Raw genomic sequence first — 18,014 nt, forward strand, 5'->3', positions numbered from 1 at the left:
CCAGTGTCATGAATAGAGAAAGTCAAACAAGCCGGCCAGTTTTTAAAGCATTCTTATGCTATATTTTATCTGTATGCATGTTTTTGGCCGATGTACAGGGGCAGACGCAGATCATTACACCTGATCCGATAGTCCTCCCGGCTACGGGCCAGACGAGCTATGTGCTATCCGCAGGCCAGAGTCTGACGGCCAGGAGTGGTCAGTCGATCACGCTGAAAAACGGGGTTCACCTGATGTCAGGTTCGACAGCAGTATTGCAGGTTGATTCATATTTTAAAATTCCCCTTCCGCCGAATAGCCCCCAGGCCAATACAGACATGAACTGGATCCTTAACCGGAGTTTTAATGCCAGTGGCCAAGTGGTTGCAGAGAGCAAAGTTTTCTATGATGATCTCGGCCGGGTGTTGCAACAGCAGAGCAAGAATTTAGAGCTAGGTCACGTAATGGCTAGTCAGCCTCTGTATTCTGCAGAGGGCAAGATTGTGGGAACGACACTTACTGCGCCGATTAATAATGGATCGTTTTCCTATAAGAGTGATTTTTTCACTGCTAATTCAGGCGAGGCATACACATTCCGAAATTTCGGCAGGTATGTGAATGGTTCCTCGGAAATAAAAGATAAAACGCAGACTTCGGATGCTGCTGGTGGCACAGCAGCTGGTACGCTTGGTTGGTATTACAGCACTGCTAATGTTTGGGAGCCCTATCAGGATGTGACAACCCATCCGTATACAATGAGCGACGAAGCTTCAAATGGCAGTGGAATCTTTAGCCGTTCTGCAAATGTGGGAAATGAACTCCGAATGGGGAAGGATCGGGAAGTAGCTTCATTTACAGTGCCGGTTACAAAAGAGTTGGAACTCTATGAGAGCATCCGTACCAAATACTTTACAGATGCACAGGTGGGCAGTCGTGTAGTTATGGATTCCGCACAGCGCGTGATGTCAGTTAACCTGGATGCGGACCGTAATGTTGGCGTTTCGATTGCTGTTGACGGTCGTCTGGTGCTTTCTGCTCTCGCAGGCACAGAACTGATGATCAGCAAGTCGATTAATGTGGCGGCAAATGGTAAGAATGCATATTTTCCGGTGCTAGCTGCGCAATCTGTTTCCTTTAATGGAAGTACCTCCAGTTTGGTGGATTATGTACGAAACCAGGTCATACCCAATATTCCAAACCAGCTTACATTGGATAAAGGTCTTTATGAGCTGCGGACTACTTATGGGGCACAAACAGTAACGTACAACTTAGGGCTTGGCACGATAACAATGAACTTCTATGACCAGCTAGGTCGCCTTTTGGCAACCATTCCGCCCGAGGGAGTAAAAAAGCTGGTCAACGGAGGGCTTGCCAATTATGCGACTCTAGCAAGCGTTCCCTTTGTTAAAATTTTTGAGTACAATGCACAGGGACTGCTAGCTGCAAGTACAGATCCTGACCAGGGCCGTTCTGAAATCAAGTATAATACGCAAAGTAAGATCCGTTTTTCGCAGAGTGCTCTCCAGAAACAGAAAGGAAGTTACAGCTATACCAATTACGATACATATGGCAGGGCGATAGAGTCAGGCGAATATCTGCCAAGTAGTACTGGGATCAAGTTTGAGAATATCACCCAGGCGATGCTGGATGCACAGGGGCTTCCCTCGGTTACCGGTACGCAGCACAATGTCAGTGAAATCCAGTATGATATCGCCAATGCGTCGCATGGCTTGTCGGGATATGTACAGGATACTTATTTCTTGGGCGGGGCCGTAAGCTATACCGCTAAATATAGCCAGCTTACGGATAATGTGAAAGATGCGACCAAACTTATAAGCCGTAGTTGGTATAACTATGATGGAGATGGCAACATGCTATGGACAGTCACCAATGTAACCGGTCTGGGAAACAAAACCATGGACTACAGCTATGACGAATTTGGTCGTTTGACAAAGTCAGTCTATCAGAAGAATATTGTTGCCGAGACGTTTGTGCATTATTATGAATATGACCTGAATGGTAAGCTGAAAACCGTATATACAAACACAGAAGATGCTAACTCCAGCAAAGTATTGCATGCCCGGTATATCTATTCGCTCACTGGGGGAGTTAAACGAGTGGAGTATGGCGATAAGCTGCAGGGAATTGATTATGTGTACACGGTGGACGGGAAGCTCAAGAGCATTAACAATGCGAATGTTGGTCTCAACGGGGCAAATGATCCAGGCAAAGACGGTGTAGGCAACGGTTTTGGGAAGGATGTTTTCAGCCAGAATATGGAATATTATGCCAATGACTATTTGCGTACTGGGACAAACATCAATGGGATTCAACATACATCTGCCCCGGGGACATTTAGCGGACTTGTAAATGGAATCGGTTCGCAGACGCAGGTGAGCGCATCAAATACAATAGTGGATCCTGCAGCAATGAACCTTTATACTTATGATTCCAAAGGACAGTTATTGGCCAATACGTGGGGAATACCTAACTATGGAACCAAGGTATTTACAGCTACAGCAAATGCTAATCAGGAAAAAGGTATCAGTTATGACAGTCATGGTAACCTGCTCAGGTTGCAGCGGAGTAATGGAGCTGGTAATGTTATAAATGACTTTACGTATAATTATCAGGCCGGGACTAATAGATTAAATTCTGTGACGGGCTATGCTACTTACACGTATGATGCTCAGGGGCAGCTGGCCTCACAGGTCAAAGGTACAACGGGGATGTATCTGGACTATGATGTTTCGGGCAAGGTGACTACAATCTATAGCGATGCTGCGAAATCGACAATAATACTTAGTTTTACTTATGACGAAGGTGGCAAGCGGATCATGAAGAAGGATCACCGTACCAATTCGGTGACCTGGTATAGTTATGATACTCGAGGTTCATTGATGGCGGTCTTTGAAAGTAAGAATGGTGGTAGCTTACAGCTTTTGGAACAACCGGTTTATGGAGCTGATAGATTAGGGATGTTGAACCGACCGGGATCAAGTTATAGCTATACGCTGACGGACCACCTCGGCAATACACGCGCAATAATTGGCAGGAATAAGTTACCAAGTGGCTTTGTTGATGTGTTGTATAATGCAGACTACTATCCATATGGGATGGAAGTCCGCTCGAGTGGTATAGACAGCAGATATGGCTATCAAGGACAATATGCTGAGAAGGACAAGGAGACCGGCTGGAATAGTTTCGAATTAAGGAATTATGATGCAGCAGTAGGGCGTTGGCTCACAGTTGACCCGATGAGTCAATATATATCGGCTTATGTTGGTATGGGTAACAATCCCATCAGTATGTTCGATCCAACTGGAGGATGGAGTGATGGCGATCCTGAGAAACCAGCATGGAGTGTACAGTTAAACGAGGTTGTTGTAAATTTTAGGAAATCGATATATAACTCCAATTTCGTAAAGTCTTTAAAAAACTTCCAGACCGATGCTAGCGCTTGGGCCCAAAGACAGAGCGACATTACGACACAGATGAGCCGTACTTTTGCGTATGTTACTCAGTCAAGCAGGGATCATATTCGTCAGACTCTAAAACCTTTATATACTGGATACGGTACAATGGTATCTATGGGAGGAGGTCAAGCCGGATACATGAGAAGCTGGGTAGGATTTTCAAAAGGTGTTGAGGTCATAGAAAATGTCATTAATACGGTTGAGGAAGTTAAGGTCGTCAAAAATGTTCAGAATGTCCATTCATTTGCAGCTAATACGGTGACTAATACCGGTGAAATGTTAGGTAGTTTTGGTATTCCTCGATTATATACGTATACTAGCAATGGTACGAGTGTTTTTGTATCGCCACATGCAATGAAACATCTTGAAGAGCTGGCGGCAAATGGAGCTAAATTGGGTCCGGACTATTTAGGATTATTAGGTCAAATATACCAAAAAGCTTTACATTCGGCAATTGACGATGTGTTGTCTCGGGGGCCTCTTCAATATCGAAAAATGTTCCATTCAGGTGGTAATGAGATAATGTTCGGACCACCAAGAGCTGTCGGTGAACTACCTGCGGTTATCCATTTTAGATAAAACAATTTAAGATAAAATAATGAAATTATATTTTAAAAGTATTACTTCAGAACCTTTTAGTGAATTTATTTCTTACAGTTCATCAAGTCCAATTCCGGTAACGTTGAAATTGTCACGTAGCACGATTTTACCTAACACTCTGTATGCTAGGAATTTGTATGGAGAAAATTTTATTGAGTTCAGATTTAATAGGGAAACAAGAAAATTGTACGAAATAACAATTGTGGCTATACAACCAGATACTGTTAAATTCGATAATGATAATTGGATTGGTAGAGATGAATTTTACGAATGCTGTATCGAGGATGAAAACGAATTGGAGATTTCAGAACCTATTCAAATATTGCGTTCCAATAAATCTTTATGTTTTTTTTGGGGAGAAAAACCTTTTCATACTTATCCTATTGCTAAAAACTGCATACTAGGGATCGATCGAGATAAAAAATTATGTTCTGTTTTATTAGTCAACTTAAATAATGAGTTAGTTTATGATATATTAGGATTTTGACCAAATTATTGAGGCCGCCGCTATGAGGTAATAAGTTCGACAAGTAAGGGCCTAATATGAGGTGTAAATCCATTCTGTAGAACATCCCTTTAAATGTGAGATATATAACGCTGTATAAGCCCTTCAAATTCTTCATGAGTAAGATTTAGTTTGTGAATCTCAACCTACTTTAATCTTTTCGGTCTGAATTTTTCTTGATCGGCAATTATTCTTCGAGATAACTATTCTTTATCGCGCGTGATCATGTTACATGATTATAATCGCAATTTTTTTAGCTGTTGCTATCACAGCTGCGACATGTTCCTTTTGGAATGCGATTTTTTAAAAAAAGAAACAGGTCAAGATCTTTCTGATTACCGATAGAATTGGTAATAGAGCATTTTTTAACACAATAAGTAAATAAAATGAACTTAGTTGGATTTATAAAAGAATATAATGATATTAAGGAAGCAGTTAGGCTTAATGAGCTTGCTCGCAAAGAGGTGAAGCCTTATTCTGATGTTGGAAAGATTATAAAATATTTGGATAATGGAATATTATTACTGGCATGGATGGGATATTTTGTTGATGTTGAGACCAAGGGACTAATCGCGCCTGATTCTTATTATACAGATGGTACTTGGATATGGCCTTCTTATTTTCCTTATTATTTGGGGAGATATCCATCTATGAAAATTGATCGAAATTTTCTAATTCATATAGAAAAGAAAGAATTTAACCCAGAATTAGACGAAACGTCCGAGGTGAAAAAAGCAAACTTGAAAAGGAGTTTTCAGAAAAATTGAGATTGTCCTAGTAAGGTAAAAATACGTAGTTTAGGTAAGTGTAAACCCATTACAGGACGATACAGAAATAGCCAACGACTTGAATTTAAGAAGGAGTTGGTTCCCTGGAATAAATCGGGCATCGATGAACTGATATCGGAAAATAGACTGAAGCAACCCGTCAAGCAAGTAGGTAAAGTACAGAACGTGAATCAAACAAAAAAGAAGGGCCGGAAAATATAGTAAGTTAAATTCTAACCGCCAGACTTGAGAGTCTGGCGTTTTTTTTTGTGTTTATCCGAACTCCGATTAGGATAATAACGGCAAACTTAGTACTTCCCGTACCACGTACCCCCAAATCCGTCCTAACCTACAACACCTTTGTTTCCAAGCCCGTATAGACGGGTGTTTCAAACTTAAAATGTAATGAAAAATGGAAAAATCAAGACAAAAAATTTTGCTGGGGGTACTCTTTATTTCGCTTCTCAGCAATGAAGCATTTGGACAAGGAAACGGTGCTGCTGGTATCCAGGAGGCAACACAAATGGTAACCAGCTATTTTGATCCTGCGACGAAACTGATTTACGCGATCGGTGCTGTCGTCGGGTTGATAGGAGGTGTGAAGGTATATAACAAGTTCAGCTCCGGTGATCCTGATACATCAAAGACAGCTGCGAGCTGGTTTGGGGCCTGTATATTTTTAATTGTTGCCGCCACTATCCTGCGCTCATTTTTCCTTTAACGTTCTTATGAAAACCTGGAATATAAATAAGGGAATTGGAAGCACGGTGGAGTTTAAAGGATTAAAAGCACAGTACCTATTTGGATTTGCCGGAGGTTTATTGGTAGTTCTGATCCTGGTCTTGGTCCTTTACATGGCCGATTTCAATGTGTATATCTGTCTTACTGTAGGGTGCACTTCTGCAACGCTAATTGTTTGGAAAACTTTCAGCCTCAATAACAAGTACGGTGAACATGGGCTGATGAAGTTGGGTGCAAAGGGCAAGCATCCCAAGTACATTATTTCCCGAAAACCTGTGCAATCATACCTGAGCAACAAGTAATCCTTCGGTAAAAATCATCAGAATTTTTAATACCAAAATCTATAATTTTATTATGAGAAATACTTCTAAAACCACAACATTAGAAAGTAGGTTTCCGCTCCTTGCTATTGAGAATGATTGTATCATTTCCAAGGAGGGAGATCTTACAGTTTGTTTCCAGGTAAAACTCCCGGAAATTTTTACTGTGGGAACGGACGTGTACGAAGCTATTCATTCCTCTTGGAGTAAAGCAATAAAGACCTTGCCTGATTATAGCATTGTTCACAAACAGGACTGGTACCTAAAGGAGCAATACCAGCCGGATCTGCAAAAAAGCGAACATAGCTTTTTGTCACGGTCTTTCCAGCTTCACTTTAATGAGCGGCCCTTTTTAAACCATTACTGTTATGTTTTTCTCACAAAAACGACCAAGGCTCGGATGCAATCGCAGAGCAATTTCAGCAGTCTGTGCAAGGGCAATCTAGTTCCAAAGGAGATAAGAGACAAGGAAGGGATGAGACGTTTTCTGGAATCCGTGAGCCAGTTCCAAAGGATCATTAACGACAGTGGTCATATTACTATGGATCAACTTAATGAAGCTGAAATATTGGGCGGTGAGGGAAAGATCGGAATTCTCGAACAATATTTTACGTTGTCCCGTGATGAAAACCCTGTTCTGCAGGATATGGCGTTAGGCGCAGAGGAACTTAGAATTGGGAGTAAAAGAATGGTTCTTCATACTTTATCCAGCACCGATGATCTACCGGGCACTGTTTCTGATTGTAACCGTTATGACCGCCTTTCAACAGACCGAAGTGATTGCCTGCTGTCTTTTGCAAGTCCTGTTGGACTGCTGCTGAGTTGTGATCATATCTACAATCAATACTTATTTATTGATAGCAGTGCCGATAACCTAAAAAAGTTTGAAAAATCGGCCAGGAATATGCATTCACTGGCACGTTATAGCCGGGCAAACCAGATCAATAAGGAATGGATAGAAAGGTATCTAAATGAAGCACACTCGCACGGTTCGCCTTCGATCAGGGCACATTATAATGTGTTTGCATGGAGCGAAGACCGTGAGGAGCTGCGAAATCTTAAAAATGATGTGGGAAGTGCGCTTGCGCTGATGGAATGTAAGCCCCGACATAATACGGTAGATGCGGCTACTTTGTTTTGGGCGGGTATTCCAGGCAATGCGGGTGATTTTCCATCGGAAGAATCTTTTTACACATTCATAGAACCAGCGTTGTGCTTTTTTACGCAGGAAACCAACTATCAGGATTCGTTATCTCCTTTTGGGATTAAACTGGCAGATCGGTTGACTGGGAAACCGGTACACTTAGACCTCAGTGACCTGCCCATGAAAAAGGGGATTATCACGAATAGAAACCGTTTTATTTTAGGGCCATCTGGGGGTTGGCGGGCTATTCTTAACTGAGTAGCCCGCCAGCCCACCAAAAAAAATGGAAGTGGAAAATCATTCTTCACCAATCACATGGTGAGACAGTATTATGAGCAAGGAACTCATGTACTATTAGTGGATACTGGTAATTCCTACCAAGGTCTTTGCGAACTGATCAAAGGTAAGACTAAAGGGAGGGATGGGGTTTACTTTACTTATACTGAAGACAACCCGATCTCATTCAATCCCTTCTTTACGGATGATAACGTGTTTGATATTGAAAAGCGAGAAAGTATAAAGACGTTGATCCTGACACTATGGAAGCGTGATGATGAAGCACCAAGGCGGAGTGAAGAAGTTGCGTTATCTAATGCGGTAGCAGGATATATTGAAAGGATCAAAAATAATAGCGAAACCCCTTGCTTCAATGGCTTCTATGAATACGTGAAAAGCGATTACAAAAAGGTGCTACAAGCGAAGGAAGTACGGGAAAAAGATTTTGACCTGGCTAACTTTTTAAATGTGCTTGAGCCATATTATAGAGGCGGAGAGTATGACTATTTACTTAATTCCGATAAGGAGCTTGATCTTCTGAACAAACGATTTATCGTATTTGAAATTGATGCCATAAAAGACCACAAAATCCTGTTTCCAGTGGTAACGATTATCATAATGGAGGTATTTATCAATAAGATGCGCAGACTAAAAGGCATCAGAAAAATGATACTAATTGAGGAGGCGTGGAAGGCCATCGCGAAAGAAGGCATGGCAGAATATATAAAGTATCTTTTTAAGACAGTAAGAAAGTTTTTCGGTGAAGCAATTGTAGTCACACAGGAGGTGGACGATATAATACAATCTCCGATCGTAAAGGAAACGATCATCAATAATAGTGACTGCAAGATCTTACTCGACCAGCGGAAATACGCCAACAAATTTGACGACATCCAAAAAATGCTCGGACTGACCGAACGGGAGAAATCACAGATACTTTCAATCAATCAGGATAATGATCCGTCAAGAAAATATAAGGAGGTATGGATCGGTCTTGGAGGAACACACTCCGCAGTCTACGCCACAGAAGTCAGCCAGCAGGAATACTTGGCCTATACCACAGAGGAATCCGAAAAAATGGAAGTGATGGACTTGGCCCATGAAATGGGAGGTGATGTGGAAGCAGCCATCAAGAAGATTTCGCTTCGGAAAATCAAAGGATTACCATCCGCAGACAATTCAAAAATTTAAATAATCAAAAAATTTAAATAATCCAAAAAATTTAGAAAATGAAAAATTTATTAATGACCGTGTTTATGGTAATGATGATTACCCTATCACAAAGTGTAAAAGGGCAATGGGTCGTTACAGATCCCACCAACCTGGCTTCCGGAATTCTGAATTCCGCAAATGAGATCGTACAGACTTCCAGTACAGTAAGTAATGTGGTCAAGAACTTCAATGAAGTCAAAAAAGTGTACGAACAGGGAAAACAGTATTATGACAAACTGAAAGCCGTCAACAATCTGGTCAAAGATGCACGGAAAGTTCAACAGACTGTACTGCTAGTCGGGGATGTAAGCAATCTGTACGTCAACAATTTCGGGAAAATGCTAAATGATAAGAATTTTTCGGCTTCGGAACTGGTTGCTATCGGGAACGGATATTCCGCACTGCTGAAGGAGAGCACCGAACTGCTCAAAGAACTAAAGCAGATCGTTTCTTCAAGTACCCTTTCCCTTAATGACAAGGAGCGCATGGAGATCATTGACCGGGTTTATAAGGAGGTAAAGGAATACCACAGTCTTGTAAAATATTACACCAATAAGAACATTTCCGTTAGTATCCTTCGGGCAAGAAAGCAAAACGATACCAAACGCGTCATGGATCTTTACGGATCTGCTAATCAAAAATATTGGTAACCAAATTCTCAGACTGATGGAATTTACTAATTTACATGAGATCCTAAGAGGTCTCTACGATGAGATGATGCCTCTTTCAGAAACGATGGCAGTGGTGGCAAAAGGGGTTGCCGGATTGGGAGCGTTATTTTATGTTGCGCTCAAAGTTTGGCAAGCGTTAAGCAGGGCCGAGCCGATAGATGTTTTTCCGCTGTTAAGACCGTTTGCACTAGGTCTTTGTATCATGTTCTTTCCCACGATTGTCCTAGGTACTATTAATGGCGTACTCAGCCCAATTGTTAAAGGAACGCATTCCATGCTTGAAGGACAGGTTTTGGATCTCAACACCTTGCAGCAGCAAAAGGATGTACTTGAAAAAGAAGCCATGCTCAGAAATCCTGCTACTGCCTATCTGGTTTCGGATGAGGAGTTCGATAAAAAACTGGATGATCTGGGTTGGTCCTTCGAAGATATTGGAACAATGGTGAGTATGTACCGCGATCAGGCAGTTTATGAACTTAAGCAGGAAATCAAGAAACAGATAAGGGAAATTTTAGAACTACTTTTCCAGGCAGCAGCGCTCGTGGTCGATACGATCCGCACATTTTTCCTGATCGTTTTATCGATTCTCGGACCTATTGCGTTTGCCATATCCGTATGGGACGGATTTCAGAGTACACTGACGCAGTGGCTCAGCAGGTATATCAGTGTTTATCTATGGCTTCCCGTAGCCGATCTTTTTAGCGCGATGCTGGCAAAAATCAATGCGATGAGCGTTCAGCGGGATATAGAATTACTCAGTGATCCTTCCTTTGTACCCGATCCAGAAAATAGTGTTTACCTGATATTTATGATCATCGGAATTGTGGGATATTTTACTATTCCTACGGTGACCAGCTGGATTATCCAGGCAGGAGGTGCAGGTAACTTCACGCGTAATGTTAGCCAGACAGCAATGCGCACCGGAAATGTTGGTGCAGCAGTGGCCGGTGCAGCCGTGGGCAATATTGGCGGTGAGTTACTTGATAATAAAAGTAGTGGACAAAAAAGCAGTTGATTATGGAATTCAGAACACTGAGAAACATTGAAAATAGCTTTAAGCAGATCAGACTCTATGCCATTGTTTTTGCGGTTTTATGTCTGAGCGTAGCAGGGTTTGCTGTTTGGAAGTCTTATTCATTTGCTGCATTGCAACGGGAAAAGATTTATGTGCTCGATAATGGAAAATCACTGATGTTAGCACTTTCCCAGGATGCATCAATCAATCGACCGGTCGAAGCGCGCGAACATGTCAGGAGGTTTCATGAACTATTCTTTACACTGGCGCCTGATAAGTCAGCCATTGAAAGCAATATGAAGCGCGCATTTGACCTGGCGGATAAAAGTGCGTTTGATTATTATCGGGACCTTTCGGAGAAGGGATATTATAACAGAATAATCTCGGGCAACGTTCAGCAGCGCATTGAAGTGGACAGTGTTGTATGCGATTTCAATACATACCCTTATTCCGTTACGACCTACTCCAAACAATTTATCATCAGGTCAAGTAACCTGACAAAAAGGAGCCTTGTCACAAGCTGCAATCTCCTCAATAGTGTACGATCAGATAGTAATCCACAGGGTTTCCAGATTTTAAAGTTTTCGGTCCTTTCCAATAAGGATGAGGAGGTCATTGAGCGATAGATTTAGGAAAATAGATTAGAAACTTAAGTCCTTCCCATATTAAAGAAGGACCTAGATCAAAATTTTTAAAAATGAAAAATATAAGAACAACAATCGATAATGAGCTTGAGAAGCTCGACCTGCGGTGGCGGAATTTACCTGTCAGGACGCAGATCAGATATGTACTATTTCTATTTGCATTTTATCTTCTGATGGGAGTAGGTGTACTTGTAAAGGTCTTTTATGACCTGGGTAGAGGTGATAATATCAAAATAAGCCACATCGAATTACCGGCATCCATTCATCATGGATCAACGGTCAGCGATTCGATCGATAACGCTAAAAATTACCGAAATGGAAGAGAAAGAGAATAAGCAGATTAGCCTTATCGTGGATGATGATCCGAGGGAAGGTTCAGAAAGTAATTCTGCTAAAAAGGAAGGATTTAAAAAGCCTGTCATTTTTGGATTAATGGCTATTGTTTTTATCGCCTGCCTTTACTTGATATTTAAACCAAAAGGTGTAGGTGAGGAGAATAAAGATAAGGGGTTAAAGAATGCCGTTCCTGAGGCAAGTGATAAAGGATTGCAAGCCGATAAACAAAAGGCATACGAAAAGGAGATGATGGACGAAAGGGAAGCAGCGAAGCGCAATTCCCTGATGTCACTATCGGATTACTGGAATAGCGCGGATAGTTCCGTTAACGGGGAGGTGCCGGTGGCGAAGGTCCCCGTGGACAACTCAACAGGTTATGGAATGAGCGGTGCGCATAATAGTTCTTTAAGCAGTTATCAGAATGCACAGCAAGCCCTCGGTTCCTTTTACCGCGATGATGACAGTGAAAAGTTGGCGCTCCGAAAACAGGTTGATGAACTCAAAGATCGCCTTTCGGAAAAGAATGTTCCGCAGACACCCTCCTTAAATGATCAGCTGGCCCTTATGGAGAAGTCCTATGAAATGGCTTCCCGGTATCTACCAGCAGGAAATACAGTTTCGGCTAATCCCGCTATCCATGTAAGTCCGTCTACAGATTCAACATCGCGTGAGATAGACGCGGCCGGAGGCAAACAGGAGAAAACCGAAAGTATGAAGGGCGTAAAAAAGAGTGTCGTTTCTACGCTCTATAGGGAAGAGGATGAATCGCTGTTTTTAAATGGTGCAAGCCAGCGAAACCTCGGTTTTATTACACCTGGACAAATTGGTCAGAGCACTATGGTGCGGAACACTATACGTGCAACCGTCATGGAAACAAAAACCTTATCTGGTGATGGATCATTAAAGCTCCGGTTATCCGAAAATGCCAGTATTGCTGGATATCATGTTCCAAAAGGCACGGAACTGATCGCCGAGTCCAAATTTCAGGGAAGCCGGTTGCTGTTAAAGGTAAGCACTGTGGAGGTATCCGGAAATATTATTCCGGTAGAGATCCTTGTTTATGGTACCGACGGTCAGCTTGGTTTACTTGTGCCAAGATCCGATGAAATCAATGCTGCTGGCGAAATAGCGGCCAACATGAGCCAAAGCTCCGGAATGAATATTTCGATGTCACGTTCCGCAGGACAACAGGTTGCCAGCGATGTGAGTAGAGGACTCCTGCAGGGAGTTTCCGGATACTTTTCCAAGAAACTTAGAGCCGTCAAGGTAACCGTAAGATCCGGCCTTCCTGTGCTACTGGTAACAAAAAAATAATTTAATAAAACAAAGAGTTTATACGATGATAACAATTAAGAATTTATTGGTGATACTTCTTTTCGTGGGGCTGTTTTTCAGGACCTTCGGCCAGCAGTCCTTAGATGCGGGAAGGGTTGAGCCCTATAGGTTAGAAGTAACCTATAACAAAACATGCCACCTTATTTTTCCGGTGGCCATAAGATATACGGATCTGGGGTCCAGCTACCTGATCGCAGGGAAAGCGGAGGATGCAGCGAATGTATTGCGTGTAAAGGCAGCCGTGAAGGATTTTGCTGAAGAAACCAACTTTAGTGTGATTACGGAGGACGGGCAATTCTACAGCTTTAATGTGATCTATAATGCTGATCCCCATACTTTAAGTTATGATCTTCAGAAGATGAAAAATGATGCTGATCGTGAAGAAGCAAGAAATGTACAGTTTGAGGAGCTTGGGTTTAATCCGCCATCTTTAACAGAGGCTGTTTTAAAAACAATATATCAGCAGAACAAAAGATATGTGCGGCATATTGCTGCCAGATCTTATGGAATTCAGTCGGTACTTCGAGGAATCTATGTGCATAATGGAAAGTTTTATTTCCATCTGGAAATAAAGAATAGGTCCAATGTACCTTTCATGGTGGATTTCTACACGTATAAAATTGTAGACAAACAGGTCGCAAAAAGAACGGTTTCTCAGGAAAAGCAGCTTGTTCCGTTAAGGCAGTATCCGGGACTTGAAGTTATTATGGACAATTCAACTGCGGGCAACGTTATTCTGCTTGATCAATTTACAATTAGTGACGAGCAGGTACTGCGGATAGAGGTATTTGAAAGGAACGGCGCGAGGAACCAGATCCTGGAAATTGAAAATTCAGACCTGGTGGCAGCGAAGCCCGTTTCTGAAATGAACATCAAGGTTAACCATTAAAGTAGCTGCTCATGAAAAAATACATCATCTTTTTGGTATTGACCATAGTCAACATCAATTTATATGCACAGAGAATGGTCTACAAACAGAAATCATTGGAATTAAATACGGGTCTTTTAAATACAGAAAAAGTAGGAAAAAATTTCTTTATAAATCTGACCCTGAACAGCTTTGCAAAATATGGTAATTATTGGATCTGGGGAGCGGAGTACCAAAAAAGAACTGCCGATTATAAAAACGGTGAAATCCCTTTGGAAAATTTTTTGGGAGAGGCTGGTTATAGTTTAAAACTACTTTCGGATGCAAGAAAGTTTATCACCTTAAATGGCGCTATAACAGGAGTTGCGGGTTATGAATCAGTAAACAGGGGAGATAGTGTTCTTATGGATGGCGGAGTCCTGAATAACAGAGATGGATTTGTTTTTGGGAGCGGCGGAAGGATTTCCTTGGAGACATACCTTTCAGATCGGATTGTTTTTATGCTGCAGGGGAGAATCCGGGTTCTATGGGGTACTGATCTGCAGCGGTTCAGACCTTCCACTGGGGTTGGTTTACGTTTTAACTTTTGAAAATCAGAAAATACTATGAAAAATTTATTTGATAAATTGAAAATGTCCCTAGCATCAGTTGCACTTGGATTATTTGCAATTGTGGGAATTATGTCACTTTCCGGATGTGAAAAAGAAGTTCTGGATGTGCAGGAAGTTTTTCCTTTTGAAGTTAAAGTTATGCCGGTACCAAAGGAAATCGGAATCGGTGAAACGGTTGAAATGAGGTTTTCGATAATTTCAAAGGGAAATTACGCGAGTAATAATTATTCGATCCGTTACTTTCAAAATGAAGGAAATGGTATGTTATATTATTTGGCACAAAAGCCATATGTTCCAAATGATCTGTATGTACTTCCTGAAAAGGAGTTTCGCCTTTACTACACCTCAGAGTCTACATTTTCTCAGCAATTTGATGTTTGGATTGCGGACAGTTTTGGGAATGAGAAACAAATTTCCTTCCAGTTTAATAACAAAAAGCCAGGCCCAATCGTTATAGGGCCGATTAGATAATTTTTTTATTAAAATTTACCATATTTATACGTTGAAATTCCTACACTACAAGAGGAAACATGCACGATCGGACAGCTATTTGGCTGTCCTTTTTTTGTTACAATTAATAAGTTCTGTTCCTTTAATTAATTCGAAATCAAACACTTTTTTATTTTGAATTTTCAATTTTGTTCAAAAAAAATTAGATTTAAATTAGATACACCTAAATTCTACTATATAGAAAGTACTGTAGTTTAGGCGCAATTTAAGGTCTATTGATGATAACAAAAACGTAATTGCGATGAATTTGTACATTATAGCACTTTTGGAAGGTTTTATACAGACCAAGCTCGCTGCTTTCTCTGTACTTAATATTGTGAAATCTGCAGTTTATTTGTGTGACCTAAAGCAGTTAGCACTTAAATTAAATATTATAGGTAGTTTTTATCTGAATTTTTGGCAGAAAATTGGTTTTTTACCCCTCACAAGCTTTAATAAAGAACTGTTCGGTCCTTTCGATATAAATAACATTGCTGAGCCTGCAATCGCTCATGTCATTACAAAAATAAGGCAAACGGAGATTGTAGTATTGGAAGCAATTCCCATTTATTTGCACTTCACGGACGAAAACTTAGTTCATCTAGTTGGTGGGCTGGTCCGCTTTGAAAAAGAAGACGGGGGTTATTTATTTTTGCTGGATTTAAATATTGCCAAAAGCGACATAAAAAATATACCTCATAATTCCCGTTATGTTATCGACATCATTCAATCGTATGAAGCTGAGGAAAAACTAGCCTTGCGTGAACTCGTGCGTATAAAAGGATTAAATTATAATCAATTTCAAAAAGATTGTAAGGTGTGCTTTGGTGATACCTTTTATGCCTTTTTATTAAAGCTAAAAATGATGGAGGCAGCATCGGATATTATTTATACGACAATGAGTCTGAAAGAAATTGCCTTTAAGAATAAGTTTCCTGATTATAGCAATATGTACAAGACTTTCGTCAGATATGGAATAAACCCGACCCAAATTCCCCGGCTCGCGAACCTATGATTAGGTAACTACAAATAAGCTATAATTACTAATTGGTATAAATCTGGTACTATTTGGAATATAATAGTAACTATTAGCAATTCATTAGTAACTATTAGCAATTTTTATTGCCGTTTTCTATGCGAACTTTGTCATAATCAATGCCGATGATTATGATGAGCCTCATAAAAAAATATTTTGTAACTACGGTCTGTTTACTGGTGGCATTTCTATTTGTGTATGCCGCGATGAGTAAGATTCTAGACTTTGAAAACTTCCGGGTGCAACTGGCTCAATCACCCCTGCTAAGTGCCTATGCGCAATTTATTTCATTTGCTGTAGTCATCGTAGAACTGACCTTAGCATTTTATCTCTGTCTTGCGCATTTTCAAAAGCTGGCTTTATATTGTTCATTGGGATTAATGTCAGCCTTTACTATTTACATTTTTCTGATCCTCAACTACAGTGACTTTGTACCATGCAGTTGTGGGGGAATCTTGGAAAAACTTGGTTGGAGAGAACACCTTATCTTTAATATCGGAGTAGTTTTGCTTATCTCCGCCGCCATATTTTATAAAGAGAAAAAAGATCACCCTCATAAAAAGCTGGGCTTATCAATATCGCTTCAACTGTTTAGTATTATGATCTGCTGTGGTGCGGTCGTGGTCATGTTTTTACGTTCGGAGCACATCATTAAAAAAGAGAACAATTTTACACGTCGTTTCTTGCAGCATCCCATATTTGAGGACAAAGTATTTGATCTTGGGGTGAACTCCTACTATTTTGCCGGAATTGCTGGCGATCAGATTTACCTCGGCAATGTAACCACACCTCTTTTTATAGCACATATTGATACAGGATTGCAGAATTTCAGCCGTACAAAGATCTCTTTGGATAATTTGAATCATCCCTTTAGGAACGTACAGATCAAGGTGAAATTGCCGTACTATTACCTTTATGACGGAAACGTGCCGGTGATCTATCGAGGAAAGCTCGGAGATTCTACAGCCCATACAATAAGCTATGGAGATGCATTCTTTAACCAGCTTACGGTCTTGGATTCGATGAAATTTGCAATTCGTACGCAACGACGTGCAGACCTCCAACATAGCATGGGTTTACTCGACCTGAATAGGAACCCAAAAATATCCCTTAAGCCAGAGGTCTTACAAAGGCAGATCGATGGTGTATTTGATGTGGATGGCATATTAACTTCTGAACCAAAAAGTAGTAAGGTGGTCTACACCTACTTTTACCGGAACCAGTTTATTGTGATGGACAGTAGTTTACAGGTTGTTAACAGATTTAATACCATTGATACCACGACAAGGGCAAATCTATCAGTAACAAAACTTTCGGACGGAAGAAACAAAATGAATGCGCCTTCCGTCAGTGTGAACAAAAGTCAAGCCTTATTTGGCGACCTAATTTTTAACCGGTCGAATCTAAAAGGGAAGCATGAACCTTCAAGTTCATGGAAGAGTTCTTCAATCATAGATGTTTATCGGACAGATGAGCAGCGATATATAGGTAGCTTTTATATACGTAATAAGGGCGGCAAAGCTATGTCATCGATGATTTCCGATGGGAAATACCTTTATATACTTATAGGTAATGAATTGCAGCGGTATAGGATACGTGAAGGAGCCTTTAATTACGATAGTAAACGAAATCGGTGGTTCGGGGAATCACTGGTGGATGGGGATATATAGGGGATTGCCGAAAACCCTGTAACAGATTAGGCAGTAACCAATTAAATTATGATAGCATGAAAAAATTAGTATTGCCAGGTCTTATTGCAGCAATGGGACTAGGAGGTGCTTATGCTAGCAGTGCAATGAAAACTGCAATGCCTACCTACCGAATTAATGGTAGCCATTGTGAAGTTGTTCAACAGGAATGTAATGAACAACCAGGTGAACTGTGTACATGGGATCAGGATGGCTCTTCTCAGCTCTTTAAATTCCGTAGCGCTGACGAAACAACCTGTTCACAACAACTTAGCAGAAGTATTCAGTAAGTATGAAAGGA

Annotated in this window: 16 protein-coding genes and 1 pseudogene; all 17 read left to right on the plus strand. The window is 40.9% G+C overall.

Features of this window, described 5'->3' with window-relative positions; genetic code table 11:
* Positions 1-8 precede the first annotated feature (8 nt).
* Positions 9-4,034 (plus strand): RHS repeat domain-containing protein, encoded by a 4,026-nt coding sequence (locus AAW12_RS23805; protein WP_084823309.1) that lies wholly within the window; start codon positions 9-11, stop codon positions 4,032-4,034.
* A gap of 19 nt (positions 4,035-4,053) precedes the next feature.
* A complete protein-coding gene (locus AAW12_RS23810; RefSeq protein WP_046676112.1) occupies positions 4,054-4,542 on the plus strand; it encodes a hypothetical protein in 489 nt (162 codons plus the stop codon).
* A 404-nt stretch (positions 4,543-4,946) separates the two neighbouring features.
* Positions 4,947-5,327, plus strand: a complete 381-nt coding sequence (locus tag AAW12_RS23815; RefSeq protein ID WP_046676113.1) for a hypothetical protein — start codon at positions 4,947-4,949, stop codon at positions 5,325-5,327.
* Between the two features lie 412 nt (positions 5,328-5,739).
* Entirely contained in the window at positions 5,740-6,048 is a 309-nt protein-coding gene (locus AAW12_RS23820) for a DUF4134 domain-containing protein (protein ID WP_046676114.1), read from the plus strand.
* Between the two features lie 7 nt (positions 6,049-6,055).
* Complete coding sequence (locus tag AAW12_RS23825) at positions 6,056-6,370, plus strand: DUF4133 domain-containing protein (protein ID WP_046676115.1); 315 nt, start codon at positions 6,056-6,058, stop codon at positions 6,368-6,370.
* A 52-nt stretch (positions 6,371-6,422) separates the two neighbouring features.
* Positions 6,423-8,999 (plus strand): annotated as a pseudogene (locus AAW12_RS23830) (TraG family conjugative transposon ATPase).
* Between the two features lie 38 nt (positions 9,000-9,037).
* Complete coding sequence (locus AAW12_RS23835; protein WP_046676116.1) at positions 9,038-9,670, plus strand: DUF4141 domain-containing protein; 633 nt, start codon at positions 9,038-9,040, stop codon at positions 9,668-9,670.
* Between the two features lie 16 nt (positions 9,671-9,686).
* The gene (gene traJ, locus AAW12_RS23840) at positions 9,687-10,706 is read left to right on the plus strand and encodes a conjugative transposon protein TraJ (RefSeq protein ID WP_046676117.1); all 1,020 of its coding nucleotides are present in this window, start codon (positions 9,687-9,689) and stop codon (positions 10,704-10,706) included.
* Between the two features lie 2 nt (positions 10,707-10,708).
* A complete protein-coding gene (gene traK, locus AAW12_RS23845; RefSeq protein ID WP_046676118.1) occupies positions 10,709-11,332 on the plus strand; it encodes a conjugative transposon protein TraK in 624 nt (207 codons plus the stop codon).
* A 71-nt stretch (positions 11,333-11,403) separates the two neighbouring features.
* Entirely contained in the window at positions 11,404-11,685 is a 282-nt protein-coding gene (locus tag AAW12_RS23850) for a nitrogen regulatory IIA protein (RefSeq protein WP_046676119.1), read from the plus strand.
* Positions 11,666-13,000 (plus strand): conjugative transposon protein TraM, encoded by a 1,335-nt coding sequence (gene traM / locus AAW12_RS23855; protein WP_046676120.1) that lies wholly within the window; start codon positions 11,666-11,668, stop codon positions 12,998-13,000. The genes AAW12_RS23850 and traM overlap by 20 nt, the downstream gene beginning before the upstream one ends.
* Before the next feature lie 25 nt (positions 13,001-13,025).
* Positions 13,026-13,910 (plus strand): conjugative transposon protein TraN, encoded by an 885-nt coding sequence (gene traN / locus AAW12_RS23860; protein ID WP_084823310.1) that lies wholly within the window; start codon positions 13,026-13,028, stop codon positions 13,908-13,910.
* An 11-nt stretch (positions 13,911-13,921) separates the two neighbouring features.
* Positions 13,922-14,479, plus strand: coding sequence for a conjugal transfer protein TraO (locus tag AAW12_RS23865; RefSeq protein WP_046676121.1), 558 nt, complete (start codon positions 13,922-13,924; stop codon positions 14,477-14,479).
* A gap of 15 nt (positions 14,480-14,494) precedes the next feature.
* On the plus strand, positions 14,495-14,971 hold the full coding sequence (locus AAW12_RS23870) for a DUF3872 domain-containing protein (protein ID WP_046676122.1): 477 nt from the start codon (positions 14,495-14,497) through the stop codon (positions 14,969-14,971).
* 280 nt (positions 14,972-15,251) lie between these two features.
* On the plus strand, positions 15,252-16,004 hold the full coding sequence (locus AAW12_RS23875; protein WP_046676123.1) for an AraC family transcriptional regulator: 753 nt from the start codon (positions 15,252-15,254) through the stop codon (positions 16,002-16,004).
* A 152-nt stretch (positions 16,005-16,156) separates the two neighbouring features.
* The gene (locus tag AAW12_RS23880; RefSeq protein ID WP_197084157.1) at positions 16,157-17,695 is read left to right on the plus strand and encodes a MauE/DoxX family redox-associated membrane protein; all 1,539 of its coding nucleotides are present in this window, start codon (positions 16,157-16,159) and stop codon (positions 17,693-17,695) included.
* Positions 17,696-17,751: 56 nt separating this feature from the next.
* Positions 17,752-18,003, plus strand: coding sequence for a DUF6520 family protein (locus AAW12_RS23885; protein ID WP_046676124.1), 252 nt, complete (start codon positions 17,752-17,754; stop codon positions 18,001-18,003).
* The last annotated feature ends 11 nt before the right edge of the window (positions 18,004-18,014 follow it).

Origin of the sequence: Sphingobacterium sp. Ag1, assembly GCF_000988325.1 — a bacterium.
GTDB lineage: Bacteria > Bacteroidota > Bacteroidia > Sphingobacteriales > Sphingobacteriaceae > Sphingobacterium.